Annotated in this window: 26 protein-coding genes and 1 tRNA gene; 20 read left to right on the top strand and 7 right to left on the bottom strand. The window is 66.7% G+C overall.

Going from position 1 to position 26,405, the window contains the following annotated elements; translation table 11 throughout:
- Genes DWF00_RS10725 through DWF00_RS10710 form a run of 4 tightly spaced genes read left to right on the top strand, consistent with a single transcriptional unit; the run spans position 1 to position 2,079 of the window.
- Complete coding sequence (locus DWF00_RS10725) at positions 1-402, top strand: hypothetical protein (protein ID WP_114827561.1); 402 nt, start codon at positions 1-3, stop codon at positions 400-402.
- Positions 403-457: 55 nt separating this feature from the next.
- Positions 458-1,120, top strand: a complete 663-nt coding sequence (locus tag DWF00_RS10720; protein WP_181832488.1) for a rod-binding protein — start codon at positions 458-460, stop codon at positions 1,118-1,120.
- A gap of 6 nt (positions 1,121-1,126) precedes the next feature.
- Entirely contained in the window at positions 1,127-1,627 is a 501-nt protein-coding gene (locus tag DWF00_RS10715) for a hypothetical protein (protein ID WP_114827559.1), read from the top strand.
- The gene (locus DWF00_RS10710) at positions 1,624-2,079 is read left to right on the top strand and encodes a hypothetical protein (protein ID WP_114827558.1); all 456 of its coding nucleotides are present in this window, start codon (positions 1,624-1,626) and stop codon (positions 2,077-2,079) included. Before DWF00_RS10715 ends, DWF00_RS10710 begins: the two co-directional genes overlap by 4 nt.
- Positions 2,080-2,425: 346 nt before the next feature.
- Here DWF00_RS10710 and fliI read toward each other — a convergent pair whose 3' ends face one another.
- The 3 genes from fliI to DWF00_RS10695 are packed head-to-tail and all read right to left on the bottom strand — an operon-like array spanning position 2,426 to position 5,580.
- Entirely contained in the window at positions 2,426-3,748 is a 1,323-nt protein-coding gene (gene fliI, locus DWF00_RS10705) for a flagellar protein export ATPase FliI (protein ID WP_114827557.1), read from the bottom strand.
- Positions 3,749-3,792: 44 nt separating this feature from the next.
- Positions 3,793-4,518, bottom strand: a complete 726-nt coding sequence (gene flgF, locus DWF00_RS10700) for a flagellar basal-body rod protein FlgF (RefSeq protein WP_114827556.1) — start codon at positions 4,516-4,518, stop codon at positions 3,793-3,795.
- 3 nt (positions 4,519-4,521) lie between these two features.
- Entirely contained in the window at positions 4,522-5,580 is a 1,059-nt protein-coding gene (locus DWF00_RS10695; protein ID WP_181832487.1) for a DUF1217 domain-containing protein, read from the bottom strand.
- 189 nt (positions 5,581-5,769) lie between these two features.
- On the opposite strand from DWF00_RS10695, the gene motA reads away from it, so the two are divergent.
- From motA to DWF00_RS10620, 16 genes are all read left to right on the top strand, one after another.
- Complete coding sequence (motA, locus tag DWF00_RS10690) at positions 5,770-6,669, top strand: flagellar motor stator protein MotA (protein WP_114827554.1); 900 nt, start codon at positions 5,770-5,772, stop codon at positions 6,667-6,669.
- A 1-nt stretch (position 6,670) separates the two neighbouring features.
- A complete protein-coding gene (locus DWF00_RS10685) occupies positions 6,671-7,612 on the top strand; it encodes a flagellar motor switch protein FliM (protein ID WP_114827553.1) in 942 nt (313 codons plus the stop codon).
- The gene (locus DWF00_RS10680; protein ID WP_114827552.1) at positions 7,593-7,907 is read left to right on the top strand and encodes a hypothetical protein; all 315 of its coding nucleotides are present in this window, start codon (positions 7,593-7,595) and stop codon (positions 7,905-7,907) included. Before DWF00_RS10685 ends, DWF00_RS10680 begins: the two co-directional genes overlap by 20 nt.
- 43 nt (positions 7,908-7,950) lie before the next feature.
- Complete coding sequence (fliN, locus tag DWF00_RS10675; protein WP_245973827.1) at positions 7,951-8,331, top strand: flagellar motor switch protein FliN; 381 nt, start codon at positions 7,951-7,953, stop codon at positions 8,329-8,331.
- A gap of 13 nt (positions 8,332-8,344) precedes the next feature.
- A complete protein-coding gene (locus tag DWF00_RS10670) occupies positions 8,345-9,388 on the top strand; it encodes a flagellar motor switch protein FliG (RefSeq protein ID WP_114827550.1) in 1,044 nt (347 codons plus the stop codon).
- Positions 9,389-9,402: 14 nt separating this feature from the next.
- Positions 9,403-10,470 carry a flagellar biosynthesis protein FlhB gene (gene flhB, locus DWF00_RS10665; protein ID WP_114827549.1) on the top strand — a complete coding sequence of 356 codons (1,068 nt, stop codon included), beginning with the start codon at positions 9,403-9,405 and terminating at the stop codon, positions 10,468-10,470.
- Between the two features lie 519 nt (positions 10,471-10,989).
- A complete protein-coding gene (locus DWF00_RS10660) occupies positions 10,990-12,276 on the top strand; it encodes a flagellin N-terminal helical domain-containing protein (RefSeq protein WP_181832485.1) in 1,287 nt (428 codons plus the stop codon).
- A gap of 158 nt (positions 12,277-12,434) precedes the next feature.
- A complete protein-coding gene (locus DWF00_RS10655) occupies positions 12,435-13,727 on the top strand; it encodes a flagellin N-terminal helical domain-containing protein (protein ID WP_114827547.1) in 1,293 nt (430 codons plus the stop codon).
- Between the two features lie 130 nt (positions 13,728-13,857).
- The gene (gene fliF / locus DWF00_RS10650; protein WP_114828007.1) at positions 13,858-15,483 is read left to right on the top strand and encodes a flagellar basal-body MS-ring/collar protein FliF; all 1,626 of its coding nucleotides are present in this window, start codon (positions 13,858-13,860) and stop codon (positions 15,481-15,483) included.
- Positions 15,480-16,154 (top strand): hypothetical protein, encoded by a 675-nt coding sequence (locus DWF00_RS29410; RefSeq protein ID WP_181832484.1) that lies wholly within the window; start codon positions 15,480-15,482, stop codon positions 16,152-16,154. The genes fliF and DWF00_RS29410 overlap by 4 nt, the downstream gene beginning before the upstream one ends.
- A gap of 23 nt (positions 16,155-16,177) precedes the next feature.
- Positions 16,178-17,476, top strand: a complete 1,299-nt coding sequence (locus tag DWF00_RS10645; RefSeq protein ID WP_181832483.1) for a MotB family protein — start codon at positions 16,178-16,180, stop codon at positions 17,474-17,476.
- Positions 17,473-18,684 carry a chemotaxis protein gene (locus DWF00_RS10640; protein WP_114853020.1) on the top strand — a complete coding sequence of 404 codons (1,212 nt, stop codon included), beginning with the start codon at positions 17,473-17,475 and terminating at the stop codon, positions 18,682-18,684. Before DWF00_RS10645 ends, DWF00_RS10640 begins: the two co-directional genes overlap by 4 nt.
- Positions 18,681-20,018, top strand: coding sequence for a flagellar hook-length control protein FliK (locus DWF00_RS10635; RefSeq protein WP_114827544.1), 1,338 nt, complete (start codon positions 18,681-18,683; stop codon positions 20,016-20,018). Before DWF00_RS10640 ends, DWF00_RS10635 begins: the two co-directional genes overlap by 4 nt.
- On the top strand, positions 19,966-20,547 hold the full coding sequence (locus DWF00_RS10630; RefSeq protein ID WP_114827543.1) for a transglycosylase SLT domain-containing protein: 582 nt from the start codon (positions 19,966-19,968) through the stop codon (positions 20,545-20,547). Before DWF00_RS10635 ends, DWF00_RS10630 begins: the two co-directional genes overlap by 53 nt.
- Before the next feature lie 304 nt (positions 20,548-20,851).
- On the top strand, positions 20,852-21,823 hold the full coding sequence (locus DWF00_RS10625; protein WP_114827542.1) for a Gfo/Idh/MocA family protein: 972 nt from the start codon (positions 20,852-20,854) through the stop codon (positions 21,821-21,823).
- A 251-nt stretch (positions 21,824-22,074) separates the two neighbouring features.
- Positions 22,075-22,161, top strand: a tRNA-Leu gene (locus DWF00_RS10620).
- A gap of 205 nt (positions 22,162-22,366) precedes the next feature.
- Here the strand turns inward: DWF00_RS10620 and DWF00_RS10615 are convergent.
- The 4 genes from DWF00_RS10615 to DWF00_RS10600 all read right to left on the bottom strand — a co-directional run bounded on the left by DWF00_RS10615 (position 22,367) and on the right by DWF00_RS10600 (position 26,258).
- The gene (locus tag DWF00_RS10615) at positions 22,367-22,696 is read right to left on the bottom strand and encodes a hypothetical protein (RefSeq protein ID WP_114827541.1); all 330 of its coding nucleotides are present in this window, start codon (positions 22,694-22,696) and stop codon (positions 22,367-22,369) included.
- A gap of 15 nt (positions 22,697-22,711) precedes the next feature.
- Positions 22,712-23,686, bottom strand: coding sequence for a hypothetical protein (locus DWF00_RS10610; RefSeq protein ID WP_147283632.1), 975 nt, complete (start codon positions 23,684-23,686; stop codon positions 22,712-22,714).
- Positions 23,687-23,996: 310 nt separating this feature from the next.
- Positions 23,997-24,662 carry a DUF1190 domain-containing protein gene (locus tag DWF00_RS10605; protein WP_114827539.1) on the bottom strand — a complete coding sequence of 222 codons (666 nt, stop codon included), beginning with the start codon at positions 24,660-24,662 and terminating at the stop codon, positions 23,997-23,999.
- Positions 24,663-24,692: 30 nt separating this feature from the next.
- The gene (locus DWF00_RS10600) at positions 24,693-26,258 is read right to left on the bottom strand and encodes an AMP-binding protein (RefSeq protein ID WP_114827538.1); all 1,566 of its coding nucleotides are present in this window, start codon (positions 26,256-26,258) and stop codon (positions 24,693-24,695) included.
- Positions 26,259-26,405 lie beyond the last annotated feature (147 nt).

Below are 26,405 nucleotides of genomic sequence, written 5' to 3'. Positions count from 1 at the left end.
ATGGCCGACAAGCGCCTCAAATCGCTCGAACGCATGCTCGCCATCCAGTCGCGCATGCGCAGCCTGGCCGAATGGCGCCAGCAGGCGATCCAACGCCAGGCGGCCGCGGCGCGCGATGAATCCCACGCCCTCGTCGCGGCGCTGAATGGCGACGGCCTGATCAACAGCCTCTTCACCGACGTCACCGCCAGACGGCTGCACCGCGTCTCGGTCGAGATCGCCGGGCTCAACGAGCAGGCCGCCGTCCAGGCCAGGGAGGTCGCGCGCGAGACCGGCCGCGAGAAGCGCGCCGCCAAGCTCGCCGACCAGGCGCGCCGCGGCCAGCACCGCACTGATCAGGACAAGGCGCTGCTCGACATCATGGAGAGCCAGGAGGGCAAGCGGGCGGCAAGCCTCGAATAAGCCTGATGACGCAAGGTCAAGCGAGAGATCGTTGAATCAATCTGGAAGGATGGTCATGGCCATTTCCCCGCCGTCTGACATCGTCCTCGACGTCACGCGCGCCGCCGACCCGACGCGCCACCAGGTCGCCTTCGAGCGCCTCGCCAGGATGAGCGCGCCCGGCATGGCCGGCACCCAGTTCGCCTCCGCCGTCGATCAGGCCGCCCCCGGCAAGCCGTCCGGCCTTGCCGGCGCGCGCGAGAAGTTCGCGGCGCTGGCTCCCGCCAAGCCGGGTTCCGCCGAGGCCTCGCCCGAGGCGCAGAAGACCAAGAAGACGCTGCAGAAATTCGAAGCCCAGGTGATCTCGACCTTCATCGAGCAGATGATGCCCGAGACGAACGGCAACAATTTCGGCAACGGCATGGCCGGCGGCGTCTGGCGCTCGATGCTCTCCGAGCAGATCGCTGGCGAGATCGCCAAATCGGGCGGGCTCGGCATCCGCGAGAAGGTCAGCGCCGCGATCGCGGCCCGCACCGGCGCGGCACCGGGCGCCGACCCGGCCCAGCCGGGCACCCCGGTCGCCGCCCTCAGCGAGCGCCTGCTCGACCGCAACAGCGCCACCGCCGGCACGACCACGCGCGACCTGCGCATCCCCCTTTCCATCGAGCAGCAATTCCTCAACGCGACCAAGCCCGCAAGCAAGGGCACGGTGCGCAGCTCGATCTTTCGTCAGGCCTGATCCGACATGACCCTGCCAGCCATCGCCGCCCCCTCCGAGACCCGCTCACTCGCGCTGCCTGAGCCGCTGGACGCCACCGCGCCCGTCGCGCTGGAGGGCGAGATCCTCACGGAGCGCAACACGTCGCCGGGCACAGCGCTCGCCCTCTGGAACGTGCTCGAACGCCTGGAGCAGGCGCTCGACCGCGAGACCTCCGAGCTGAGGGCGCTCAAGACCGCCGACCTGAACCGCATGAACGAGACCAAGAGCCGCCTGCTGCTCGACGTCAGCCGCGCGGTCCGCGCGGTCCGTGAGGACATCGCCGACGAGCGCCTGCTGGCGCGGCTCTCCTCGCTACGGCTCAAGCTGGAGCACAACCGCCTCGCCATCGCGATGCATCTCGACGCCGTGCGCGAGATCGCCGGCGCCATGGCCGCGACCCTGATCGACGCCGAATCCGACGGCACCTATTCGGCCCGGATGTCGGCCCAGCTCGCGCCGCAGCTCGCCAGGGTCAGCGGCCGATGACGATCACGCGGCTCCTGCTGCTCGGCATCTGGGTCTGCGGGGTGACGCTGGCATCGAGCCATGTCGCCGTGCTCTGGCGGGCGGGAACCGCGCCGACCGTCGAGCAGCCCTTCCTCGAGGGGCTCGACTACGAAGAGACCAGCCCGGTCAGTGTCCCGATCCTCGCCAACGGCGTCGTCCAGGGCTATGTCGTGGCGCAGTTCGTCTTCACGGCCGACGCCCACACGCTGCGCCAGGTGACCGTGCGCCCGCACGCCTACATCAACGACGAGGCGATCCGCGCGATCTACTCGAACGCCAAGGTCGATTTCTCCAAGCTCGAGCGCGTCGACATCGACGCCTTGCTGAAGAGCGTGAAGAGCAACGTCAACGCCCGCTTCGGCGGCGACCTGATCAAGGACGTGCTCGTCAAGGACTTCAACTACATCCGCAAGGACCAGCTGCGGAGCTGAGGGCGGGCAGTCCTCCGTCCCTCCCGACAAATAAAGCGCGGGAGCCCTCTCCTGGAAGGAGAGGGTTGGGTGAGGTGTAGGCCGTTGGACGCTTCAGCCGTGACCTGACCGTTGCCGTCATTGCGAGCGCAGCGAAGCAATCCAGGGGGTCTCGCTCACCCAGTCCCCCTGGATTTGCTTCGCTGCGCTCGCAATGACGGCGATGGCACCAGCCAAACCCTTGATGCCGTCGCACCCCTCGGCTCACGTCAATGGTGTTCTGGCCTACACCTCACCCTGCCCTCTCCTTACAGGAGAGGGTTCCCCGCGCTTCGGTCATCGGCGGTTTCGCTGGGGTTCAGCGTGCTCAGCTCTGCAGCGCCGCCGCCAGATCCTGGAACACGTCGGTGCTGAGCGGGGCGCCGACGTCCTGGCGCAGCGCCTCGTAGATCTTCGGCACCAGCGCGATCGCCTTGTCGAGCTCGGCATCGGCGCCGGCCTGGTAGCCGCCCATCAGGCGCAGGTCGCGGGTATCTTCAAACCGGGCGATCAGGCCCTTGATCCGCATGGCCAGGCTGCGCTGGTCCGGCGTCCAGACATGGTGCGCCAGGCGCGAGACCGAGCCCAGGATGTTGACAGCCGGGTAGCGGCCCTGGTCGGCGATGGCGCGGTCGAGCACGAGATGGCCGTCGAGCGTGCCGCGGATGCTGTCGGCGACGGGGTCGTTATGGTCGTCGCCATCGATCAGCACGGAGAAGATGCCGGTGATCGCGCCCGAGCCCTCGACGCCGGGTCCGGCCCGCTCGAGCAGCTTGGGCAAGGTGCTGAACACGCTCGGCGTATAGCCGCGCGCCACGGCGGGCTCGCCGGCGGCGAGCGCCACGTCGCGCGCCGCATGGGCGAGGCGCGTCACGGAATCGATGATCAGCAGCACGTCCTCGCCCTGGTCGCGAAAATACTCGGCGACGGCCATGGCGGTGTTGGGCGCGAGCCGGCGCATCATCGCGCTCTCGTCGCTGGTCGAGACCACCGCGACCGCGTTGCCGCGCATGCCCCCCAGCGTATCGTCGAGAAACTCGCGCACCTCGCGGCCGCGCTCGCCGACCAGCCCGATCACGATCGTGCTGAAGCCCGGCGCGCGCGCCAGCATCGAGAGCAGCGTCGACTTGCCGACGCCGGAGCCGGCGAAGATGCCGATGCGCTGGCCCGCGCAAAGCGGAGTGAACAGGTCGATGACCTTGACGCCGGTTCGGACGGGCCGGTTGACGCGGCCGCGCTTCATCGCCTCGGGCGGCGGCGCATCGACGCGCACCGCCTTGTCGCCGGCGATGATCGGCCCGGCATCGTCGATCGGCTCGCCGAAGGCGTTGATGACCCGGCCCTTCCAGGCCTGCGAGGGCCGCAGCTCCATCGCGCCGGCAAGGCTGGCGCGGGCGCCGAGCCCGACGCCGACACTGGTCGCGAACGGCTTGACCAGCACGCCCTCGCGGTCGATCCGGATGGCCTCGCCATATTCCTCCCGCCCATTGGCGGAGAGCGCGATGCGCTCGCCGAGCTTGACGAAGCGCGACAGCCCGGCGACGCGCAGCGAGGCCGGGGTGACCTCGGAGACGGCGCCGCTGACCCGCACGAGGTCATGCGGCTGCGGCCCGCCGGCGAGCGCGTGGTCCAGTTGCATCAGCGCGTTCATCGCGGCCAGCCTTCCGTAACGGAATGAGCGAAAAGACTCGTGGATCAGCTATTTGCGCCGAGCGCTTGAATCGCGCCGTCAACCGCCTTCTCGCCCTTGTCGATCGCGGTTGCGGCGCTGTCGAAGGCGCGCGTCACCATGATCAGCTTGGTCATCTCGCGGATCGGGTTGACGTTCGAGCCCTCGACATAGCCCTGGCGGACGCCGTCGGTGACGAAGTCGAGGATCGCGGTCGCCGGCCGGTCGGGGATCACGCCGGAATTCTCGTAGCGCTGCAGCTTGGCGTTGGGATCGATCGAGAACAGGCCGATGGCGCCGACCTGCTGGTTGCCCTGCCAGATCATGCCGTCGCGGGCGATTGTCGGCGGGCCGGCCTCGGGGTCGAGCTGCAGCGGCGCGCCGCCGGCATCGAGCACCGGATGGTCGAGCAGGGTCGTGAGCTGGCCCTGCGCCGTCATCTTCATCCGCCCGTCGCGGGTATAGACCGTGCCGGCCGGCGTCTGGATGCCGAAGAAGCCCTGCCCCTCCACCGCGACGTCGAGCGGGTTGCCGGTCTTGTCGAACCCGCCGGCGGTGCGGCTGGTGAAGGTCTCGCCGGCCGAGGCGTAGTTCACCGGGTCCGAGCCCTTCTTGGAGACGAAGGTGTCGAACTTCACCTCTTCGGCGCGGTAGCCGGCGGTGTTCATGTTGGCGACGTTGCGGGCGACCGTCTCCAGCCGTTTCTCCAGCACGAGCTGGGCCGACAGGCCGACATAGATGGCAGGTTGCATGGTTCAGATGCCTCCGAGGCGTAGGGACTGGATGCTCATCAGCAGGTCCGTGTTCATGGCGGCCGAGGCCGGCGGCCCGACGAGGATGGTCAGCGCCGCCGACAAGGGCGGGCCAGCCTGGACGTCGGCCATGGCGGAGAAGCGAGTGAGGAATTTCTGCAGCTCCTCGGGATTCTGCAGCTTCTTGAAGTCGAGCCGCTTCGAGATCACCTCGGCCTGCTTGTCGATCGGCATCGCCGAGCTTTCCTTCGGGATGCCGAGCGCCGTCTGCACCACCTGCAGCAGCGCCGGGTCCGCCAGGACCTGGAAGGCGTTCTTGAGGCCGGGCCCCTTGCGGCTGAAATAGAGGGCCAGGCGCACGTTCTCGTTGGTGGCGCCCTCGTTCTCCTCGAACTGCTGCCGGACATAGCGCTCGACGGTGGGCTGGGTCTGCTCGGCGCGTACCGCCTTGTAGTAGCCGTCGGTCGTCTTCTGCTGCAGCGTCCTGTCGAAGGTCGTGAGCTGGCCGTTCTTGTTGAAGTCGTAGACCTTCAGGAACTCGCGGACCTTGGCGTCGATCTCGGGGTCGCCGAAGCTTTCGGTCAGCTTGCCGTCATGCATCGCCCGGCCGATCTCGTCGATCTTGCCGGTGACGGATTCCAGCCCGAACGCCTTCATCGCATAGTCGAAGAGCTTGCCGCTATGCGTGAAGAAGGTGACCGTGGTCACCGTCCTGATGTTGTCCTGGAAGATCTTGGTCTCGGCATCGGCCTTGGAGAAATCGAAGGCGGCGGCGAATTCGCGATAGCGCGGATCCGACATCCGGTTGGCGAAGCTGTCGGGCGAGCTGGTGCCTTCCTCGAGCACGCGTCGCATGAAGGCCTTGGCATAGGCCATGTCGCCGAGACCGTAGGCATCGGCCGCGTAGCGGTAGAGCCGGTCATCGGCCATGAAATCGTCGAGCGTTTTGACCTTGCCGATGTTCTTCTCGAAATAGGCCGTCTCGGTCGCGACATTGGGCGCCGCCGCCGTGCGCGCGATCGACGCCGGCAGGTTCCTCGCCACGGCCTGGAAAGCGATCATCGTCGACGTCATGGGGCACCCGTGGATGGCAGGGCAATCTTACGCCCTCCGCACAGGCTCGTGCGCAAGGCTTGCGCGGACCTGACCGCAAGCCCCGCGCAGCGATTTCGGCCTCGCGCAGCCATTTCAGCCCCACGCAAGCCAGCTTTCCTAATGCTGCACCAGTCACTTGCGGGAAGGAGCTGCGCCTTGAGCGTATTGGTCGGATTGCTGATCGCAATCGGTTCGCTGATCGGCGGCTTTTCCGCCATGGGCGGGCATATCGCGGTCCTGTGGCAGCCCTGGGAGCTGGTCATCATCCTGGGTACGGCGATCGGCACCTACATCATCGCCAACCCGATGAAGGTGGTGAAGGACAGCGCCACCGCCATCGGCGAGGCGTTCCGCAACGCCACGCCCAAGCAGGCGCATTATTTCGACCTGCTCGGCGTGCTCTACGGCCTGATGCGCGAGCTGCGCGGCAAGGGCCGCGCCGAAGTCGAGCAGCACATCGAGGCCCCGCACGAATCCGCCCTGCTGGCGAACTTCCCGAGCGTGCTCGCCGACCAGAAGCTCCTGACCTTCATCTGCGACTATTTCCGCCTGATCATCGTCGGCAAGGCGCAGGCGCATGAGATCGAGGCGCTGCTGGACGAGGAGATCTCCAGCCTGCACCAGGACAGCCTGAAGCCCTACTACGCCATGAACATGGTCTCGGAAGGCCTGCCGGCTCTGGGCATCGTCGCCGCCGTGCTCGGCGTCATCAAGGCGATGGGCGCCATCGACCAGTCGCCGGCGCTGCTCGGCGGCTTCATCGGCGCGGCCCTGGTCGGTACCTTCGCGGGCATCTTCTTCTCCTACGCGGTGATCGGCCCGATCGCCTACAAGATCAAGACGACGCGCGAGAAGCAGGCCGTCGTCTACATCGTGGTCAAGCAGACGCTGCTCGCCTTCATCAACGGCGCAGCCCCCCAGGTCGCGCTCGAATACGGCCGCAAGGTCATCTCGTCGGGCGAGCGCCCCTCCATCGACGAGGTCGAGGAGAAGACGATCGGCGGCGCAGGCCAGCGCGCGCCGGCCAATGACCGCGTGCAGAAGGAAGCCGCCTGAAATGAGCGCCACGCAAGTGATCCGCGAGGACAAGCTCCTCGAGTCGACCGGCATCTCGATCGACCGGCTGCCCATGCTGCAGCTGATCTTCGATCGGCTCTCGACGAGCTGCGCCGATGCCGTGCGCCAAATGTCGTCCTCGCCGGCCTATTTCTCCTTCGCCGGCGTGCAGAGCCAACGGATCGGCGAGGCGCTTGGCGGGCATACCTACAACGCCATCGCCGGCATCTTCCATTCTCCGGAATGGGATTCGCGCATCCTCATCGGCTTCGATCGCGACGTCATCTTCACCCTTCTCGAAGTCCTGTTCGGCGCCGATGGCAGCGAGCCGGCGTACAAATACGAGCCGGATTTTCCGGATGACGAACGGCCCTACACCAATATCGAGACCCAGGTCGCGCAAGCCGTGTTCGAGCTCGTGGCCAAGAACCTCAAGGCCGCTTTCGCCCCGGTCTGCGACACCTCCTTCCATTTCGAGCGCATCGAGAGCCGCATGGATTTCGCGGCGATCGGCAGCCGCAGCAACCTCGCCGTCAAGGCTCAGTTCCTGATCCAGGGCCTCGATAATTGCGGGGGGATGTTCATCGTCATCCCGCAGACGGCCTTGAACCCGTTCCGCCAGAACCTGGCGCGGGTGCTCTCGGGCTCGGCCGTCAGGGACCCGCGCTGGAGCAAGCAGATCCAGAGCAAGGTGCAGCGAACGGAGGTCAAGCTCTCCGCCATCCTCGAGGAGCGCTCCATCTCGCTCGGCGAGATCAGCGCGCTGCAGATCGGCCAGGTCCTCGAGCTCCAGGCCTCGCCCCGCTCGCTGGTCCGCCTCCAGTGCAACGACGAGACCGTTTTCTGGTGCCAGCTCGGGCAACGCGACGGCTCCTACGTCCTGAAGATCCAGGACAGCGCCAATTACGAACAGGAGTTTCTCGATGACCTACTATCTCGGTGAGATAATTCTCTTCGTCGCCTTGGTGCTGACGAGTCTGCAGATCTTGCGGATGCGCAGCGAGCTCAAGCGCATGCGGGCCTACCATGTCGAGTTCGAGCGCGTCTTCAACCAGACCGAGGCCGCTCTCGAAACGATCCAGCGCACCGTCCACGATCTTCACGCCAGCGGCCGCGAGGTCGTCGAGGAACTCGGCCTGCGCATCGACGCCGGCCGGCGCGTCATCGTCGATCTGAAGGCGTTGGCTGCTCGCCTCGAGCCCGCCCCGACTGTTGCCAAGCGCGGCACCGCCGCGTGAGCGGTCGCCCAGCTCATCCCGATAGACTCCAGGAGACCAGGCAATGAAGAAGCCCATTCAGCCCGTAACCATGTCCGACCTGGCGACCGCGGACGCCCCGGACGGCGTCCCGTTCGCCGAAACCATCGACGCCCCGGCTTCGAGCGAGGCCGGTTCGGAGCCGCTCAACCTCGACGCGGTGATGCGTATCCCGGTCACGATCCAGGTCGTGCTCGGCAGCGCGAGCATGCAAGTCGCCAACCTGATGAAGCTGCGCCGCGGCGCAGTCGTGCAGCTCGACCACCGCGTCGGCGAACCGGTGGACGTCGTCGTCAACGGACGCATCGTCGCGCGCGGGGAAGTCGTGATCGTCGAGGACGACGCCAGCCGCTTCGGCGTCTCGCTGACCGAGATCGTCGGGCTCCAGTCCAAGTTCGCAGAGTGAGGCGGAAGGTTCGATGACCGCGATTGCGAAGCACGCCGGGGCGCCAGCTGTCACCGCCAAACCGCTATTGCGCGGTCCCGAAAAGGCGGCGGCGATCATCCTGGCGATGGGCAAACCCCTCGCCGGCAGGATGATCAAGCATTTCGACGCCGCCGAGATCCGGGTGCTGATGCGGCGCGCCGCCGAGCTCGGCTCGGTGCCTGTCGAGGAGGTCGCAGCACTGGTCGAGGAGTTCAGCAACAGCTTCTCGAAGGGCGTGCACCTGTTCGGCTCGCCGGAGGAAGTGCAGAAGCTGCTGACCGGCGTGCTCCCGCCCGAGGAGATCACCGAGATCATCGGCGAGACTGCCGAGGCGACCTATCGCTCGGTCTGGGACCGTGTCTCGGCCATGTCGGAGAGCGCGCTCGCGACCTATCTCGCCAAGGAGCACCCGCAGACCGCCGCCTTCGTGCTGTCGAAGCTCAAGCCGGCCTGCGTCTCCAGGGTCATGACGCAATGGCCGGCGGAGATGCGGCACAACCTCATGCGTCGCATGCTCAACCTCAAGGCAGTCGCGGAGCCGCCGAACACCATCGTCGAGAAGACGCTGCACGAGGACTTCACCCTCAACCTCGCCCGCAACAAGGGCGCCGATACCCATGCCCGCATGGCCGACATCCTCAACAAGATGGAAAGCCAGGACATGGAGGAGGCGCTCGACAGCCTGCAGCGCGTCCGCCCCGAATCCGCCGAGATGCTGAAGGGCCTGCTCTTCACCTTCGAAGACATCGTCAAGCTGCCGATCCGCTCGCGCATGACGATCTTCGATCAGGTGCCGACCGATCGCCTGGTCATGGCGCTGAAGGGAACCGAGCCGCAATTCAGGGAGCAGATCCTCTCCTCGCTCGCGACCCGGGCGCGCCGGATCGTGCAGCAGGATCTCGACAACGGCGAGCCGGCGCTGCAGCGCGACGTCATCGAGGCGCGCCGCTTCGTCACCGACATGGCGCTGGATATGGCCAGTCGCGGCGAGGTCGAGCTCAATTCCGACGGCGAAGAGAGCGCTTACTTCCAGTAAGGTGGTAGAACAGCTTGGCAGACGATCAGGATCAGGAAAGCAAGACCGAAGAACCGACCGAGAAGAAGGTTCGGGACGCGGAGGAGCGCGGCAACACGCCCTCCTCCAAGGAGGCGCCGATCTTCGCCAGCATCGCCGCGACGCTGATCGGCTCGGTCTTCCTGATCCGCGGCAGCATCGGCGACGCCACGCAGTTCCTCTCGGCCTTCCTCAGCGACCCGGCCGGCTTCGACATCTCGACGAGCCGGAACACCTCGACGCTCCTCGTCTTCGCCGCGATGCAGGCCGCGGTCTTCGTCGGGCCGCTGCTGCTGCTCTTCATGGTCTTCGGCCTCAGCGCCTCCTTCCTGCAGCACCCGCCGCAGCTGGCGCTGGATCGCATCAAGCCGCAATTCTCGCGGATTTCCCCGGCAGCCGGCTGGAAACGCATCTTCGGCCTTCAGGGCTTCATGGAGTTCGCCAAGTCCCTGGCCAAGTTCATCGCAATCGGGACGGTGACCTGGTTGATCCTCAAATCAGACAAGAACACGGTGGTGACCGCGATGTTGCAGGATCCAAGCACAATCCCTGAGATGATCCTCAGCATCGCCATTCGCCTGCTCTCGGCGGCCTGCGTCGCGACCATCGCCATCGTCACGGTCGACCTCGTCTGGTCGCGCAAGTCCTGGCGCCGCTCGCTGCGCATGACCAAGCAGGAGATCAAGGACGAGCACAAGCAGTCGGAAGGCGACCCGATCCTGAAGGCGCGCCGGCTCTCGCTCGCCCGCGACCGCGCCCGCAACCGCATGATGGCAGCCGTGCCGCGCGCCACGCTGATCGTCGCCAACCCGACCCACTACGCGATCGCGCTGCGCTACGTGCAGGAGGAAGGCGGCGCGCCGCTGGTGCTGGCCAAGGGCACCGACCTGATCGCGCTCAAGATCCGCGAGATCGCCGAGGCCAACGACATCCCGGTGATCGAGGACCGCGTCCTGGCCCGCTCGCTCCACGCCGCCGTGCAGATCGACCAGATGATCCCGCCGGAATTCTACAAGGTCGTCGCCGAGCTGCTCTGCATGGTCTACGCCCGCAAGGTGGCGTGAGCGTCAGCCCGACAGGTCACGGCCTTCCGACGATCACGCGCCGTCATCCCGGACGGAGCGTAGTAGAGCTCAGGAAGCCATCGCAGGGCGCCGGAACCTTGCGATGGATACCGGGCCGACCTGCGGTCGCCCAGGATGACGGCGTTTCCGCGCAAAAACCACCTAAGCATCTGGATAGGCTAGAGCATCGGACCGAAAAGTGGAATCCGGTTTTCGGAATAATCCGATGCAATAACAAAGATCTAGATCGCCACTTTGCGTCCGATAGGACGCACGGCGATCTAGATAATCGACATCGCCACACGAGCGCTGCCGCGCCTGTCGACCTCAAAGCACATTGCGCCCGTCCCGCGAAAATCCTCCGCAATCCGGTAAGCCTCGCGCAAGCTTTGGCTGATTATAGTCACGGCATGGCAGGTTGACCTGTTGGGCGAGACCCACCGTCAAAGGCATGATGCCGCCCTGCCATCCCGGTGAAAACCCGGAATGTTCCCCTTCACTCCGATGAGGAACATCCCAATGACCAGCCTTCTCACGAACTCCTCGGCCATGACCGCGTTGCAGACGCTGTCGATGACCAACAAGAACCTCGCCACCACCCAGAGCCGCATCTCGACCGGTCAGCGCGTCGCGACCGCCTCCGACAACGCCGCCTACTGGTCGATCGCCACCACCATGCGCTCCGACAACAAGGCGCTCGGCGCCGTCCAGGATGCGCTCGGCCTCGGCGCCGCGACCATCGACACCATGTATACCGGCCTCAGCGCCACCGACGACATCATGTCGGACCTGAAGGCCAAGCTGGTCACGGCCCGCACGCCCGGCGTCGACCGCGCCAAGGTCCAGAGCGACATCGACAACATGCTCTCGGATCTGAAGAGCTCGGCCGACAGCTCGGTGTTCAACTCCGAGAACTGGCTCTCGGTCAACTCCGCCGACCCCGACTACAACGCGGTCAAGAGCGTCGTCTCGTCATTCTCCCGCGCCGGCGGCGTCGTCTCCATCGACACTGTCGACGTCGATCTGAACAGCATCAAGCTCTACGACTCCACCAACGACGCGACCTTCACCGCCGGCACCTATCAGACCACGGGTGTGGCCGCCTACGACGCCGCGACGGTCGGCGATCCGGCAGCCGTTCCCCCGACCACGACCGGCGTGATCTCGGTCACCGTCGGCACGGCCGCCGCGGTCGAAATCGCCGTCAGCCAGAGCGACACGACCAAGGACATCGCCAACAAGATCAACAAGCTCGGCATCGAAGGGCTGACGGTCGGCATCAGCGAGGACGGCAAGACGCTGCAGTTCAGCAGCCGCAGCGAGGAAGACATCGACATCGACGGCCAGACTGGGACCGGCGGCCTGGCCGACGTCACCCTCACCGCCGCTGCCGATGCTGATACCAAGACCGAGAAGGGCATCCTGGACAAGACCTACGACGCCTTCCGCGACGGCGCCTGGGAGGAGTTCAGCATCTCCTCGATCAACATCTCCGAACTGACCGACAGCACCGCCGACCTGCAGACGCTGGAGACCTACATCCTGGCGGTCGACGGCGCCTCGAAGGAGCTCGCTGACGCCGCCACCAACCTCGGCGCCATCAAGAACCGCGTCGATCGTCAGCAGGACTTCGTCAAGTCGATGGTCGACTCGATCGACCGCGGCATCGGCCAGCTCGTCGACGCCGACATGAACGCCGAATCGACCCGCCTCCAGGCCCTGCAGGTCCAACAGCAGCTCGGCATCCAGGCGCTCTCGATCGCCAACGGCAACAGCCAGAGCATCCTCTCGCTCTTCCGCGGCTGAGCCACTCCACTCTACGACACTGGGCCACGCTCCTCCGGGAGCGTGGCCGCTCCATGACAGGTTGACGATCGATCGAGCCCGTCAAAGGCATGATGCCGCCCTGCCATCCCGGTTAGAATCCGGACTGTTCCCTTCATGCTCGAATGCGGAACATCCCAATGGCCAGCCTTCTCACGAACTCCTCGGCCATGACCGCGTTGCAGACGCTGTCGATGACCAACAAGAACCTCGCCACCACCCAGAGCCGCATCTCGACCGGCCAGCGCGTCGCGACCGCCTCCGACAACGCCGCCTACTGGTCGATCGCCACCACCATGCGCTCCGACAACAAGGCGCTCGGCGCCGTCCAGGACGCTCTCGGCCTCGGCGCCGCGACCATCGACACCATGTATACCGGCCTCAGCGCCACCGACGACATCATGTCGGACCTGAAGGCCAAGCTGGTCACGGCCCGCACGCCCGGCGTCGACCGCGCCAAGGTCCAGAGCGACATCGACAACATGCTCTCGGATCTGAAGAGCTCGGCCGACAGCTCGGTGTTCAACTCCGAGAACTGGCTCTCGGTCAACTCCGCCGACCCCGACTACAACGCGGTCAAGAGCGTCGTCTCGTCATTCTCCCGCGCCGGCGGCGTCGTCTCCATCGACACCGTCGACGTCGATCTGGACAGCATCAAGCTCTACGATGCCACCCCGGACACCGCTTACAAGGCCGCGGCAGTCGATAGCGACGCTGTCGCGTTCGACCCCTCCGCTATCGGCTCCGCCGGTCCCCCGCCGGTCACCACCAGCACGATTTTTTTCGTCGCGATCAATCTCGAAGGCAAGGTCGTCCTCAACGCGGAACTTGAAGTAACGAAAGACAAGACCACGCTCGAAGACATCGCAAAATGGGTCAATGATCAGAATCTTGATGGATTTACCGGCGCGATCAACGCGAGCCAAGATGGCTTGGTCTTCAGAAATCGGGGAGCGAACGATGTCGCCTTCGGAGGCGCTGCCGATAACGGCCTGGGTACCTACGGCCTATATTTCGATCCCTTCACCGCCGAGACCGAGAAGGGCATCCTGGACAAGACCTACGACGTCTATCGCGCCGGCGCCTGGGAGGAGTTCAGCGTCTCCTCGATCGACATCTCGGAGCTGACGGACAGCGTGGGCGACCTGCAGACGCTGGAGACCTACATCAAGGCGGTCGACGGCGCCTCGAAGGAACTCGCTGACGCCGCCACCAACCTCGGCGCCATCAAGAACCGCGTCGATCGTCAGCAGGACTTCGTCAAGTCGATGGTCGACTCGATCGACCGCGGCATCGGCCAGCTCGTCGACGCCGATATGAACGCCGAATCGACCCGCCTCCAGGCCCTGCAGGTCCAGCAGCAGCTCGGCATCCAGGCGCTCTCGATCGCCAACGGCAACAGCCAGAGCATCCTCTCGCTCTTCCGCGGCTGAGCGAGAGCCGCGCCACGCCGCAGCACAGGCTCCTTCTCAGGGGCGTGGCCTTTCGTTGTGCGGCGCAACGCTCGCGCAAGGCTCGCGGTCGAGGGTGCAGGCCTAGCTTACGGTTCCAGAAGGAATGGCCATGCCGGGTCGGCAATACGCTGAAGAGATTTGGCTCAACCTCCAGCAGCTCGGCTACAAGCGCCTCGCGGCGCTGGCAGGCATCGGCCTGTTCGTGCTCGCGACCATCGGCGTCAGCGCCTACTATCTCAGCCGCCCGGAAATGTCGGTCCTCTATGGCGGCCTGCAGCGCGAGGACGTCAACCGCATCGGCGCCGCGCTCCAGGAATCCGGCATCCGCTTCGACGTCAACGCCGAGGGCACGCAGGTCCTGGTCAAGCCGGCGCAGGCGCCGCAGGCCCGCATGCTGCTCGCCGAGAAGGGCCTGCCGCGCAGCTCGAGCGGCGGCTACGAGCTCTTCGACAAGATGGGCTCGCTCGGCCTCACCTCGTTCATGCAGGAGATCACCCGCGTCCGGGCGATGGAGGGCGAGCTCGCCCGCACCATCCAGCTGATGCGCGGCGTGAAGGCCGCCAGCGTCCACCTCGTGCTCGCCGACAAGGGCTCCTTCCGGCGCGACCAGCAGCCGGCCTCCGCCAGCGTCGTCGTCCGCACCGAGACCTCCGGCGCCGGCAGCATCGCCCAGGCGATCCGCCAACTCGTCGCCTCCGCCGTGCCCGGCCTCACGGCCGAGAAGGTCACGGTGCTCAACACCGACGGCACACTGCTCGCCTCGGGCGGCGACCTGAGCCAGGGCTCCTCGGCCAAGCTCGCCGGCCTGCAGCAGAACGTGAACCGCGAGATCCAGGATAATGTCCGCAAGGCGCTGACGCCCTATCTCGGCCTGGAGAATTTCGAGATCAGCGTCGCGACCGACCTCAACACCGACCGCAAGGAAACCAACGAGACCATCTTCAACCCGGATTCCAAGGTCGAGCGCTCGGTCCGCGTCGTCAAGGAGAACGACGTCTCGCAGAACTCCGCCACGCAGGAGCCGACCACCGTCGAGCAGAACCTGCCCGAGCGCGCCGTGCGCGCCGATGGCGGCCAGAAGTCGAGCGACGAGAAGCAGCGTCGCGAGGAGCTGACCAACTACGAGATCTCCTCGCGCAAGGTGCAGACGATCAGCGACGGCTACGCCGTCGCCAAGATGTCGATCGCCGTGCTGATCAACCGGCCGCGCCTGATCGCATCGCTCGGCCCCGAGCCGAGCCAGGAGGCGATCGACCGCCGGCTCGAGGACGTGAAGCAGGTCGTCAGCTCGGCCGCCGGCTTCAGCGAGGGCCGCGGCGACAACATCAAGGTGCTCGCCGTCGACTTCCTGCAAGGCAGCCGCAGCCTGGAGCCGGAGCCGCCGATCGGCATCGGCGAGACGCTGATGCGCCAGTCCGGCACGCTGATCAACGCCGTCACCATCCTCGTGCTGGCCATGCTGATCATCTGGTTCGGCCTGCGCCCGGCGGTGAACGCCATCCTGAAGCGGCCGGGGGCCGAGGCCGCCGCGATCACCGCGACCGAGACGCCGGCGCTCTCCGCCAGCCTGCAGCCGCAGCTCGCCGAACCGGGGCCGGCAACGAACCTGATCGAGGACCTGACGCTCGCGGCCCAGCGCTCGCCCGCCAGGAAGCTCGAGCAGCTCGTCGACTTCAACGAGGCCCAGGCCGCCGCGATCCTGAAGCGCTGGATCCATGAGGGAGAAGCAGCATGAAGCACCGGTCAGCCGCCGAGTTCATCCCGAGCTTCGACATCTCCGAGACCGGGGTCGCCGAGATCGCCCAGGACGCGCCCGCCTCTCCCGTGATCGCGCCGATCGAGCTGCCCTCCTTCCTCTCCAAGGCGCCGCGCGAGCCGGCCCCGGATGTCGAGAAGATCTTCGAGGATGGCCGCCAGGCCGGCCTGACCGAGGCCCAGGCGGCGCTCGAGCAGCAGCTCGCGCAGTTGCAGGCCGACCATGCCGCGGCGCTCGAAGCCGCCCGCCAGGCCTGGGCCGAAGAGGCAGCTTCCCTGCTCTCCGACAAGGTCCAGCCGGCGCTCGACGCCATAGGCGAGCAGATCGCCGACACGGTCGGCCGCCTGCTGCGCCCCTTCCTAGAGGCCGAGCTGCGCGATGCTGCCAGCCGCGCCCTGATCGAGCAGATCGCCCCCTTGCTCAGCGGCACTGAATGCCCGCTGATCCGCGTCGCCGGCCCACCTGTGCTGGTCGAGGCTCTGCGCCGCGTCTTCCCGCCCGAGCGCGCCGTCGCCTTCGAGGAAAGCGATGCGGCCGAGGTCACGATCCTCGTCGGCGAGACCGTGATCGAGACCCGCGTCGGTGCCTGGATCGCCAGGCTCGACGGCCATGGCCCCGACCGCCGCCGCCGTCTTCCCGACGCCGCCTGATTCACAGGACCGAGTTCGACCCGATGCCCGAAATGGAAAAGACCGGCCCCGACCTCATCATCATCCGGCGCAGGCAAAGCCGGACGGCGGACGTGCCGAAGGGCGGTGTCTGGAAGATCGCCCATGCCGACTTCATGACGGCGATGATGGCGCTCTTCCTGGTGCTCTGGCTGGTGAATTCGACGACTCGCGAGACCCGCACCACGGTCGCGCAATATTTCAACCCGATCCGCCTCTCCGACGTCACGCAGGACCGCAAGGGCGTGCGCGACCCCCAGGAGGCCGACCCCGGCGAGGTCGACGACGCCAGCCGCCAGGACAACAAGACCGCCGGCACCGCCGCGAAGGAGGCCCAGCGCGCGCCCACCGCCAAGCTGAAGGAGCGGGCCCAGGCCTCGGCGCCGTTCGAGGACCCCTACGCCATCCTCGCCGAGGCCTCCGCGGTCCGGCCCAATCCGGGCGCCGAGAAGGCCTCCGCCATCACGCTGGGCGAGACCGGCAAGCCCGGCATGCAGGGCGGCGAGGCCCTGCGCGACCCGTTCGATCCGAACTTCTGGCGCCAGGCGCCGCAAGGCGAGCGGCAGAGCCAGCCTGATTCCGCGGCGAAGCCGGCGGACACCGCCGGCAAGCCCGTCATGCCGCCCTCGCCTCCGGTCCTCGCCTTGGCAGCCGCCAAGCCGCCGGGCACTGCCGAGAACGCCGCGGCCCAGGCCCAAGCGCAGGCTGCCGAGCGCAGCGGCGAGGCTCAGAATGCCTCGCCCCGCCCCGCCGGCACCCAGCCGCTGACGCCGCGTCCAGAAACGGCTCCCGAGAAGGTCGCGCTGCCGAGCCCGACGCTGGCGCAGAAGCAGGCCGACGATGCGGTCGCCGCCGCCATCGCCACCGCGATCGGCAGCAGCGGCAAGGGTGACGGCAAGCGCTCGGACGCGCCGCAGGTCGAAGTCCGCCAGACCGACGAGGGCATGCTGATCAGCCTGACCGACAACGCCAATTTCGGCATGTTCGCCATCGGCTCGGCCGAGCCGGCGACCGAAACGGTCAGCGTGATGCAGCGCGTCGCCGCCGTGCTGAACAAGCGCGAGGGCTCCATCATCATTCGCGGCCATACCGACGCGCGGCCATTCCGCTCCGGCAATGGCGACAACTGGCGCCTCTCGACCGCCCGCGCCCATACCGCGCAGGATCTCCTGGTCCGCGGCGGCGTCGACGAGGCCCGCATCGAGCATGTCGAGGGCTATGCCAGCCGCAAGCTGCGCGCCGCCGATCCCGGCGCGGCCGAGAACCGCCGCATCGAGATCCTCGTCCGCGAGAAGCGCACATGAGGCGTGGCCTCGGATATCGGCTCCTGGCTTGCGTGCTCTGCCTGTTGGCGGCGCCGGCCTTGGCCGAGACCAGCGAGGCGCCGGCAGGAGCGGCGGCCCAGCCGCAGCCCTATCAGCTCGTGCGCACGCTCCAGTCGCTGCAGAACCAGGCCGCCCTCGGCAACAAGGCGGCCCACGCCGCCCAGCGCGGGCTGCTGCGGGAGATCGAGGCCCCGCTCGCCAATGCCGACCCCGCCGCCTGGAGCGACCCGCGCAACACCCGCGCCGCCGTGCTCTACGTGCTGAGCGGCGGCCAGCCCGGCATCCTCGATCAGTTGCTCAAGCAGGGCGAGCCCGCCGGCCTGCCGCAGGGCCTCGCGCTGGGCGCGCTCGCCTATGTCATGGGCGACAGCGACAAGGCCCGCGCCCTGCTGCTGCCGCTCGATCCGGCGAGCCTCGCGGACGCGCTCGGCGGCCAGCTTGCGTTGGTGCAGGCCAACCTGATCGCCCGCACCGACCAGAAGCGCGCGCTGACGCTGCTCGACCAGGCGCGGCTGCTTGCGCCCGGCACGTTGGTCGAGGAGGCCGCGCTGCGCCGCGCCATCTTCATCGCCGGCGAGATCAGCGACCTCGACCGGCTGGAGAAGGCGACCTCGCAATACCTGCGCCGCTTCGACAACTCGGTCTATGCCGAGAGCTTCCGGCAGTCCTTCGCCGCGGCGCTGGTGCGCTTCGACGTCGGCCGCGACCCGGCCAAGTTCCCGCAGCTCGTCGCGACCTTGCGCGCCTTCGACGAAGGCCAGCAGCGCGCCGTCTTCCTGATCGTCGCGCGCGACGCGCTGATCCGTGGCCGCTTCGAGCAGGCACGCCGCGCCGCCAACGAGGCTGCGAAACTCTCCGGCAGCGACCAGGAGGCCACCTCCCGCGCCGCGCTCTACGGCGCGGCCTCGCGCATCGCCGGCGACCGCGACGAGGCCGCGCTCGGCGCGCTCAAGGCGATCGACGCCGCCAGGCTGCCCGCCGCCGACAAGCCCATCCTCGAGACGGCCCTCCGCGTCGCGACCCGCATCGTCGATTGGCCCGTCGCCACCACCCAGACACCCCAGGAGAATGCGGCGCCGCCCAGTTTCGACACTGGGCAGAAGCCGCTCGTGGCCGCAGCCGAACGCGGCCTCGACGAGGCAGAGAACCTCCTCAAGGTCAAACCCAAGGGAGAAAAGGCACGATGAACCGCCTCGACACGCCGCTGGGGCCCGAGGCCAGCGTCACGAAATCCGGCGCGGCCGGCAAGGACCTGCTCAAGCGCCTCGGCGGCCGCGACGAGCGCGGCTCCGCCTTCGGCGCCATGCTCAAGGCGCTCGATCCGAAAAAGCCTGTGGTGAAGCCCGACGCGGCAGATGACGCCGACAAGGCCGGCGACAAGGTGCCCGCCCCCCCCAGGGACGACGCCAGGGCGAAGGCGGCCGACGACATCCTGGCCACCCCGCCGGCGGCTGCCGCGCCGGAACAGGCCGTCTCAGGCGAATCTGCCGCCGCGCGCCTTCTCCTCGGCCCGTTCCAGCCGGCTGAGAGCGAAGCGCCGCCCCCCGCCGGCAAGGATGCCGGCCCGCGCGAAACGCCTGTCATGGCCGCCCTCACCGGCGTGCTCGACGAGATGGCCCGCACGCTCCCGCGCGAAGGCCGCGCCGCCGGCTTCGCCAGGCCCGAACAGCCGCCCCAGCCCGGTGCGGCCGGCATCGCGATGCCGAGCCAGGACAAGGCGCCCGCCGCTGATCTCTCGCTGCTGAGCCGTCTCGCGGACGTGCTCAAGGACCCTGCCGCGGCCAAGGACATCGCCACGGCCCAGGATGCGGCGGAGAGCACGGCACCGCTCGCCCGGCCGCACGCGAAGGACGACGACCAGAACGCCGCGCCCGGGCCCAAGCCGGAGGGCGGGCCGGGCCCGCTCACCATCGCCGTGACCCATCAGGAGACGCACCTGCCGCCGGTGACGAGGCTCTCGCCCTTCCAGCAGGTGGTCGAGCCGATCCGCCAGGCTGCGGCCGAGCTGGTCGCCTCCTTGCGCGGCTCGGACGCCATCCCCGAGCTCGACTCGCTCAAGCCCTCCGAAATCTCCTCGCCGACCAAGCTGCTCCATCTCGAACTGCGCCCGGTCGAGCTCGGCACGATCACCGTCAAGATGCGCCTGTCGCAGGGCGGCATGGAGCTGCGGATCGAGGCGAGCCGGCCCGAGACGGCGGCCCTGCTCAGCCAGGACAAGGAGGCGCTGCGCGAGATCATCCGCGCCAGCGGCTACTCGCCTGACGCAGTCTCGGTGGAGACCGTGCACGTCGATGCCGCGCCGGGCGACTGGCAGCGCGCCCAGCACCGCCAGGACGCCCCCCAGAACCCGACGCCGGACGGCCGCGATGGCGGCCGCGGCTTCAGCGAATTCCGCCAGGGCGAGCAGGGCCGCGAAGCCCCGCGCCAGAGCCGGACCCCAGATGCGCCCCTCAGCAAGGACGAACCGCATGACATGGCAGAGACCGGCCGCGCTGGCGGCGATCCTCACCTCTACCTTTAGCCTGACGACGCCCGCCGCGGCGCAGACCGTCTGCGAAGCGCACATGATCCGCGCCTCCAAGGCCTACGACATTCCGCTCGGCGTGCTCTACTCGGTCGGCCTGACCGAGAGCGGCCGCAAGGACTCGCTGCAGCCCTATGCGCTGAACATCCATGGCCGGCCCTTCTTCGGAAAGTCGAAGGAGGAGGCGCTGGCCGAGTTCAACGCCGCCCGCGCCCGCGGCCAGAAGCTGATCGACATCGGCTGCATGCAGATCAACCACCACTACCACCGCGACCAGTTCCCCAGCCTCGACGCGATGTTCGATCCCGCCCAGAACGTCGACTACTCCGCCAAGTTCCTGAAGCGGCTGAAGGCCCGCCACGAGACCTGGACCATGGCGGTAGCGCGCTACCATGCCGGCCCGCACAACAACCCGGCCCAGCAGCGCTATGTCTGCACCGTGATCCGCAACATGGTCGCGACCGGCTTCGGCCAGTGGACCGGCAACGCGAAATCGTTCTGCGGGGCGAAATACGCCGCGCTTTGAGTGCGATCGGAGCCTGCTGCGATGTAACAGAATCAAGCGCCGTCATCCCGGACGGAGCGAAGCGGAGCTCCGGGATCCATCGTAGGGCTCCGGCGCTCTACGATGGATCCCGGAGCGGCGCCGCAAACGCGGCTTGTCCGGGATGACCCGGAGAGATTTCCGCATGACCGCTGTATGCTCTGAGAACGCAGCCGCTTGCACCCGAGCCTGGTAGCGCAGCGTCACGCCTTCCACTACCACTCTTGGCGAATTCGGATGGCTGGAGCGCCACCGCCAAATCAACACCAGCGAGTGGGCCTATACGATGCCGGACACAAGACTTTCGATCGGAATCATCGGCGCCGGCATCATGGGCGAGCGCCTGCTGAACGCCATCATCGACCAGACGCCCGACCTGCTGCGCGTCGCCGGCATCTGGGACCCGTCGGCGCAGGCGCTGGAGCGCATCGCCGCGGCGCGGCCCGACGTGCCCCGCCTGTCCGATCCCGCCGCGATCATCGCCGCGAGCGACTGCGTCTACGTCGCCTCGCCCCCGGCCTCGCATCTCGCCTATTCGCGCGCCGCGCTCGCCGCCGGCAAGGCGGTCTTCTGCGAGAAGCCGCTCTCGACCGATGTCGCCGATTCCCGCGCCTTCGTCGCCGAGGCCGGCGCGCGCGGCGCCGTCAACTTCACCTTCGCCTCATCGCCGGCCGTCGCCACCCTGACCGACTGGATCACTGAGGGCGCAGTCGGCACCGTCTCGCACATCACGATCGAGGTCGCCTTCGCGAGCTGGCCGCGCTCCTGGCAGGTCGACGCCGCCCATTGGCTCGACCGCCGCGCCCAGGGCGGCTTCACCCGCGAGGTCGTCTCGCATTTCATGTTCCTGAGCCGCCGGCTCGGCGGCCCTCTGACGCTGCTCGAATCGAGCGTGGACTATCCCGAGCCCGAGGCGACCGAGCGCCGCATCGCGGCGAGGCTCAGCGCCGGCGACATCCCGGTCACGCTCGCCGGCAGCGTCGGCACGACCACCAAGGACGATCACAACGTCTGGACCCTCGAGGGCGACAAGGGCGCGGTCCGGCTCTGCGACTGGTCGATCGCCGAGCGCCGCCTGCCGGACGGGAGCTGGCACCGCGACGAGAACGCCTTGCCGATCGAGCTCTCGCGCCCGTTCACGCTCAAGCACCAGCTCGAAGGCGTCGTGAAGCTCACCCGCGGGCAGCCGCACCGGCTGGCGACGCTGGAAGACGCGCTGAACGTCCAGGAAATCGTCGAGGCCATCCTCGCGGGCTAGTTGCGCCGAAGGGCGGCTCTCGCTAGGCCTGGGTCAGGCGCGGGTTCGCTCGCGCCGCTCAGATGGATCGGTCGTCGGCGAGGCCACCCGGCTTCGGCGATGGCCAAGAGTCCGTTTGGGAATTCGCTGGCGTGAGTCGACTGGCGCGGCTGTCGAGAGCCGGAGCGCAGCGGACTATTGTCCGTGAGCACCGGAAGCGCAGACAATCGCGTCAGACGGCCTCGCCAGTAGAACTCCCAAACGGACTCTAAGCGGACGTGGCGAAACTGGTAGACGCACGAGACTTAAAATCTTGCGCCCTCAAAGGCTTGCGGGTTCGAGTCCCGCCGTCCGCACCATCTGAAGCGCGGCTTTGGCAACTTGCGGCTCGTCGTTGCGCTTAAGGCAACGGCTGCTTCAACTTGGCGAAACTGCATGACTGCATGCCCCGTTCGTGGGCATGGCTTGTCAAACGCGAAAACAAGCAGGTCCAAGCTTCACGCAAACAGCTCCCCTTTGGCCATTGAGCCGAAGAACAGCGAATTCGAAGACATAGGAGCGCATTTATATGTCGCACTCAAAGTCAGGACTTCTTGAAACAATCTTCGTCCCTAGGTCATCGTCCTGAAGATTATTGTCTTTGACAAATCTCTTGAGAATATTGATGGCTTTTGGCGTGGCAGATACGGATACGAGCTTCCTGCCTCTTACCAGTTCCTTGAACGCATCGTACTGGCCGTGCTTGTCCAGCATGTCAAAGATATCCATCAAACTGGCCATCTTGATCTCTTTGGCGACCTGCTGCGTCTGATAGTTAGGGCGCTTTGCCTTCGGCTTGGCCTCCTTAGGTTGCGCTGTCGCTTTGTCGTCCGTGGCAGCCGGCTTCTTGGCCATTCACTCCTCCTATTGTCATTGTGAGATGACGATGGCGCGTCTTGCTCCGAAGATATTGTTGGCCTTGAATTGCGATACGGCATCCACCGCAGCCGCCTCCGACCGCGTCGTTGCACTTGCCGTCAGCAACGGCCCGATGAAAAATGCCGAACGCAACGGCGTGACGCGCGCTAAGCTTCCTTTTGCAATCGCGAAGCCAAGCGTCAACTTGTGAGTGTCCTTGCGCGAGACGTTCGCGGCCAAAGACGCGTCGCTCACCGACCGTACCGGCGAGAACTCAACCTTCGGAGTTGCCGAGCCGGAGATCGATGTCTCGAAGTCAAGTGCCACGACATATGTCGGCGGGCCGTCCGGTTGCTTAGCGCTGTCGCGCGGCGCCAGATTAGCGAATAGCGTCAGGTTGACGAAATCGCGTAGCACCTTGTCGATACCGACCTTTCCAGCCATCGGATAGACGATGTTCTCTTCGACCACGCGCCCATCGCAGTAGTGCGGCGGAATTTCGCTGACGAGCTTGCTGAAGGTATCGGTGAGAGTGAAAGTGCGCGTGTTACTGCGCGTCCTGTCCAAGCCAGCCTTCAGTCCCAGCGTTCCTGTATTGCCACTGATCAACCTCAGGAAATTGACCTCGGTATTGATGTTGTTCTTCTCCTCGGCCTCGAGCACGAAATCGTAGGCAACGCCGGTATCCCAAAACAGCTCCAATATTCGACGTTCCTGACGGTCGAGAAGCTTGGGAGAAAATTGATGCTTGGGCAGGTCACCATTTAGCAATTGCAGCCCGACGGCCTTCGATCGCTCGGAAACGCCGTCTGTTCCAGCCAACCAGCGAGCGGCAGCGCCGATGACAGCCTCGCGAGTCTCGCAGCGGATTTGTCGAGCAATATTGTAGGTCGAAACGCCAGTGACATCTTCGGGAACCGGCTGAACCGCACAACCGGAAATGCCAACCGCCACAGCAATGGCAGCCGCCCTCACCTTGCTCAGCATTGCCGGGCCCCCACCCACAAGCCTTACCTATGCGCGGACAAGTATAGCTTTCTAAATTCGGCAGCACAACCAAAAGTAAGCGGTCTTTTAAGTCGACAGGAAAGATGCCTCACACGCCCGCGGCGTTGCCCAGAAGATCTGGAATCAACAAATAGAAGAGTTATCATAAAGCTATAATTTCGCTTATATGTGGAAAAATCAAGAAAAATCACATTGAAATCACAATAAATCTATATTTATTTCAAATAAAACCAACAAATTATCGCAACCAAATTGACACTATACAACAGTATATTTTATGATCCTCGCCTCAATGCCGCCGCGCCGGCTTGTACCACTCCACCCCGTCGGGATCGACGTAGAGCCCCGGCGGCACGTCGGAGCCGATGCGCTTGGTTTCCATCGGCACGCGCACGGTGTCGTCGCGGTCGCCGCGCTTCATGTAGGGGCCGGTATTGTGCTGCAGCTCCGGGCCCGGGCCGTGATTGCCCCTGATGGACACGAGTCCGACCGTGCCGCGCCGGCCCGCGACCTTGTCGTCGAGCACTCCCACCTGCCGGCCGGCGAAGGCGATCTTCGCCGTGCCCTCGACCACCGGGAAGGCTCGGCTCGCCACGCCCTCGCCCGACACGCGCACGCCGGTGAAGCGCGGCACATAGGTCGCGCCGCCGCGGCCAAAGCTGTCCCAGCCGCCGGTCGAGGTCACCTGCGCGCCGCAGCGCTTGTGGCTGCGCTCGCACAAGGCCCGCGAGGCGTAGCGCGGCGCCTTCTGCTCGAACTCGGCCCGGGCGTTGCGATAGGCGAAGTCGCATTGCGCCGCGCCCAGCTTGCCGGCCTCGATGCATTCGTCGCGGCGCTCATAGACGGTGCCCGTCGCTTGCGCGGCGAGGTCGGATGGCGTGGCGAGGGAGAAGGCCGGCAGCAGCGCAGCGACGCGCAAGGTGGCGGCGAAGGTGGAGGCGGCGGTCTTGATCATCGCGGCGGCACTAACGCCCGAATTGTGGCGTCATAACAACGACCGCATCGTCAGCGCCAGCTCGCGCGTCGCGCCGTAGTCGATCTTGCCGCTGCCGAGCACGGGGATGGTGTTGGTCACCAGGATGGCGCGCGGAACCCAGAGCTCCGGAAAGCCCTGCTCCTTCGCCGTTTCCTGCAAGGCGCGCTTCTCGGCATCGGGCTTCTCGGTGACGAGCACGAGCTGCTCGCCCTTGCGCGCGTCCGGCAGGGAGACGACGACATGGTTGAAGTCCGGCCACAGGCCCGCGATCATCGATTCGACTGCGGCCAGCGAGACCATCTCGCCGCCCAGCTTGGCGAAGCGCTTGGCCCGGCCCTTGATGGTGACGAAGCCGTCATCCAGCACGACGATGTCGCCCGTGTCGTGCCAGCCGCCATCAGGCGGCATGACGTCGCCCGGCGTGTCGGCGTTGAGATAGCCGGCCATGACGTTGGGCCCGCGCACGCTGAGCCGCCCGCCCTCGGTGATGCCCTCGACCGGCTCCAGCCGCGCCTCGATGCCCGGCAGCAGCCGCCCGACGCTGCCGGCCTTGGTCGCCTTCGGCGTGTTGCAGGCGATCACCGGCGAACACTCGGTGCAGCCATAGCCCTCCAGGATCATGGTGCCGTAGGGCGCCCACATCTCGCGCGTCTGCGGCTTCACCCGCTCGGCCCCGGCGACGACGTAGCGCACCGATTTCAGATCGTCCGGATCGGCCGCGCGCGCATAGCCTTGCAGGAACGTGTCGGTCGAGAGCAGGAAGGTGCAGCCGGTGTCGCGGATCAGCTTCGGCACCTGCTTGTAGTGCAGCGGGCTCGGATAGAGCACGACCTTCATGCCGTGGAAGAGCGGCACCAGCATGCCCGCCGTCAGCCCGAAGGAGTGGAAGGCCGGCAGCGGGTTCATGAAGATGTCGTGCTCGGAGAGGATGCCGTCGGCCAGCGCGAAGACTTGGCGCGCATTCGAGACCAGGTTGGCATGGCTCAGCACCACGCCCTTCGGCTTGCCCTCGGTGCCGGAGGTGAAGAGCACGACCGCCGGATCGTCCGGCCGCGCCTCGTATTTGCGCAGGGCGAAGCCGGGCGCGAGGCTGGCCAGCGCGCCGCGCGCCTTCTCGAAGCTGCTGATCTCGTCGCGGATCTCTTCGAGGTAGATGATCTGCCGGCCCTCGCTCAGGGCCGCGAGTTCGTCGTCGAGCTTGGCCTGCTCGACGAAGCGGCGCGAGGTCACGATCGTGGCGAGATCGGCCAGCTCCGCCGCCGCCCGCAAATTCTTGACCCCGGAGGTGAAGTTGAGCATCGCCGGGACGCGGCCATAGGCCGAGAGCCCGAACAGCGCCACCGCCAAGCCCTGCACGTTGGGCAGGAGCAAGCCGACGCGGTCGCGCGGGGCGGTCCTGTCCGCGAGCTTGCGGCCGAGCACCAACGCGCCGAGCACCAGCCTGCCATAGCTGATCGGCTGGCGCTGCGGGTCCTCGACCGCGATGCGGTCCTTGCCGTGGCGCTTCGCCGCCTGCAGCAGCGCGCGGAACAAGGTGATGCGCGCGCCGCGCGCGTCGAATTCCGTGGCGGCCATTGTCAGCTCTTCTCCCCGGCTGGCGATTCCCTCGCGCCCTCAACCTAGGGTGAAGCCGCCATGTTGCAATCGTGCAGTGCGAAGATGAGCGATCATTCGATGGCAACCACAGCCCTGATCCTGAGAGGCTGGCCCGAACTGTAGTGT

It is taken from the genome of Allobosea caraganae (genome assembly GCF_003351345.1).
GTDB classification, from domain to species: Bacteria; Pseudomonadota; Alphaproteobacteria; order Rhizobiales; family Beijerinckiaceae; genus Allobosea; species Allobosea caraganae.
This window is presented reverse-complemented; position numbering and strand designations above follow the sequence as displayed.

Excerpts from the sequence above, each read along its gene's own strand:
- DWF00_RS10725 (WP_114827561.1), top strand. The coding sequence starts at position 1 with ATGGCCGACAAGCGCCTCAAATCGCTCGAACGCATGCTCGCCATCCAG.
- DWF00_RS10720 (WP_181832488.1), top strand. The coding sequence starts at position 458 with ATGGCCATTTCCCCGCCGTCTGACATCGTCCTCGACGTCACGCGCGCC.
- DWF00_RS10715 (WP_114827559.1), top strand. The coding sequence starts at position 1,127 with ATGACCCTGCCAGCCATCGCCGCCCCCTCCGAGACCCGCTCACTCGCG.
- DWF00_RS10710 (WP_114827558.1), top strand. The coding sequence starts at position 1,624 with ATGACGATCACGCGGCTCCTGCTGCTCGGCATCTGGGTCTGCGGGGTG.
- fliI (WP_114827557.1), bottom strand. The coding sequence starts at position 3,748 with ATGAACGCGCTGATGCAACTGGACCACGCGCTCGCCGGCGGGCCGCAG.
- flgF (WP_114827556.1), bottom strand. The coding sequence starts at position 4,518 with ATGCAACCTGCCATCTATGTCGGCCTGTCGGCCCAGCTCGTGCTGGAG.
- DWF00_RS10695 (WP_181832487.1), bottom strand. The coding sequence starts at position 5,580 with ATGATCGCTTTCCAGGCCGTGGCGAGGAACCTGCCGGCGTCGATCGCG.
- DWF00_RS10685 (WP_114827553.1), top strand. The coding sequence starts at position 6,671 with ATGAGCGCCACGCAAGTGATCCGCGAGGACAAGCTCCTCGAGTCGACC.
- DWF00_RS10680 (WP_114827552.1), top strand. The coding sequence starts at position 7,593 with ATGACCTACTATCTCGGTGAGATAATTCTCTTCGTCGCCTTGGTGCTG.
- fliN (WP_245973827.1), top strand. The coding sequence starts at position 7,951 with ATGAAGAAGCCCATTCAGCCCGTAACCATGTCCGACCTGGCGACCGCG.
- DWF00_RS10670 (WP_114827550.1), top strand. The coding sequence starts at position 8,345 with ATGACCGCGATTGCGAAGCACGCCGGGGCGCCAGCTGTCACCGCCAAA.
- DWF00_RS10660 (WP_181832485.1), top strand. The coding sequence starts at position 10,990 with ATGACCAGCCTTCTCACGAACTCCTCGGCCATGACCGCGTTGCAGACG.
- DWF00_RS10655 (WP_114827547.1), top strand. The coding sequence starts at position 12,435 with ATGGCCAGCCTTCTCACGAACTCCTCGGCCATGACCGCGTTGCAGACG.
- fliF (WP_114828007.1), top strand. The coding sequence starts at position 13,858 with ATGCCGGGTCGGCAATACGCTGAAGAGATTTGGCTCAACCTCCAGCAG.
- DWF00_RS29410 (WP_181832484.1), top strand. The coding sequence starts at position 15,480 with ATGAAGCACCGGTCAGCCGCCGAGTTCATCCCGAGCTTCGACATCTCC.
- DWF00_RS10645 (WP_181832483.1), top strand. The coding sequence starts at position 16,178 with ATGCCCGAAATGGAAAAGACCGGCCCCGACCTCATCATCATCCGGCGC.
- DWF00_RS10640 (WP_114853020.1), top strand. The coding sequence starts at position 17,473 with ATGAGGCGTGGCCTCGGATATCGGCTCCTGGCTTGCGTGCTCTGCCTG.
- DWF00_RS10635 (WP_114827544.1), top strand. The coding sequence starts at position 18,681 with ATGAACCGCCTCGACACGCCGCTGGGGCCCGAGGCCAGCGTCACGAAA.
- DWF00_RS10630 (WP_114827543.1), top strand. The coding sequence starts at position 19,966 with ATGACATGGCAGAGACCGGCCGCGCTGGCGGCGATCCTCACCTCTACC.
- DWF00_RS10625 (WP_114827542.1), top strand. The coding sequence starts at position 20,852 with ATGCCGGACACAAGACTTTCGATCGGAATCATCGGCGCCGGCATCATG.
- DWF00_RS10615 (WP_114827541.1), bottom strand. The coding sequence starts at position 22,696 with ATGGCCAAGAAGCCGGCTGCCACGGACGACAAAGCGACAGCGCAACCT.
- DWF00_RS10610 (WP_147283632.1), bottom strand. The coding sequence starts at position 23,686 with ATGCTGAGCAAGGTGAGGGCGGCTGCCATTGCTGTGGCGGTTGGCATT.
- DWF00_RS10605 (WP_114827539.1), bottom strand. The coding sequence starts at position 24,662 with ATGATCAAGACCGCCGCCTCCACCTTCGCCGCCACCTTGCGCGTCGCT.
- DWF00_RS10600 (WP_114827538.1), bottom strand. The coding sequence starts at position 26,258 with ATGGCCGCCACGGAATTCGACGCGCGCGGCGCGCGCATCACCTTGTTC.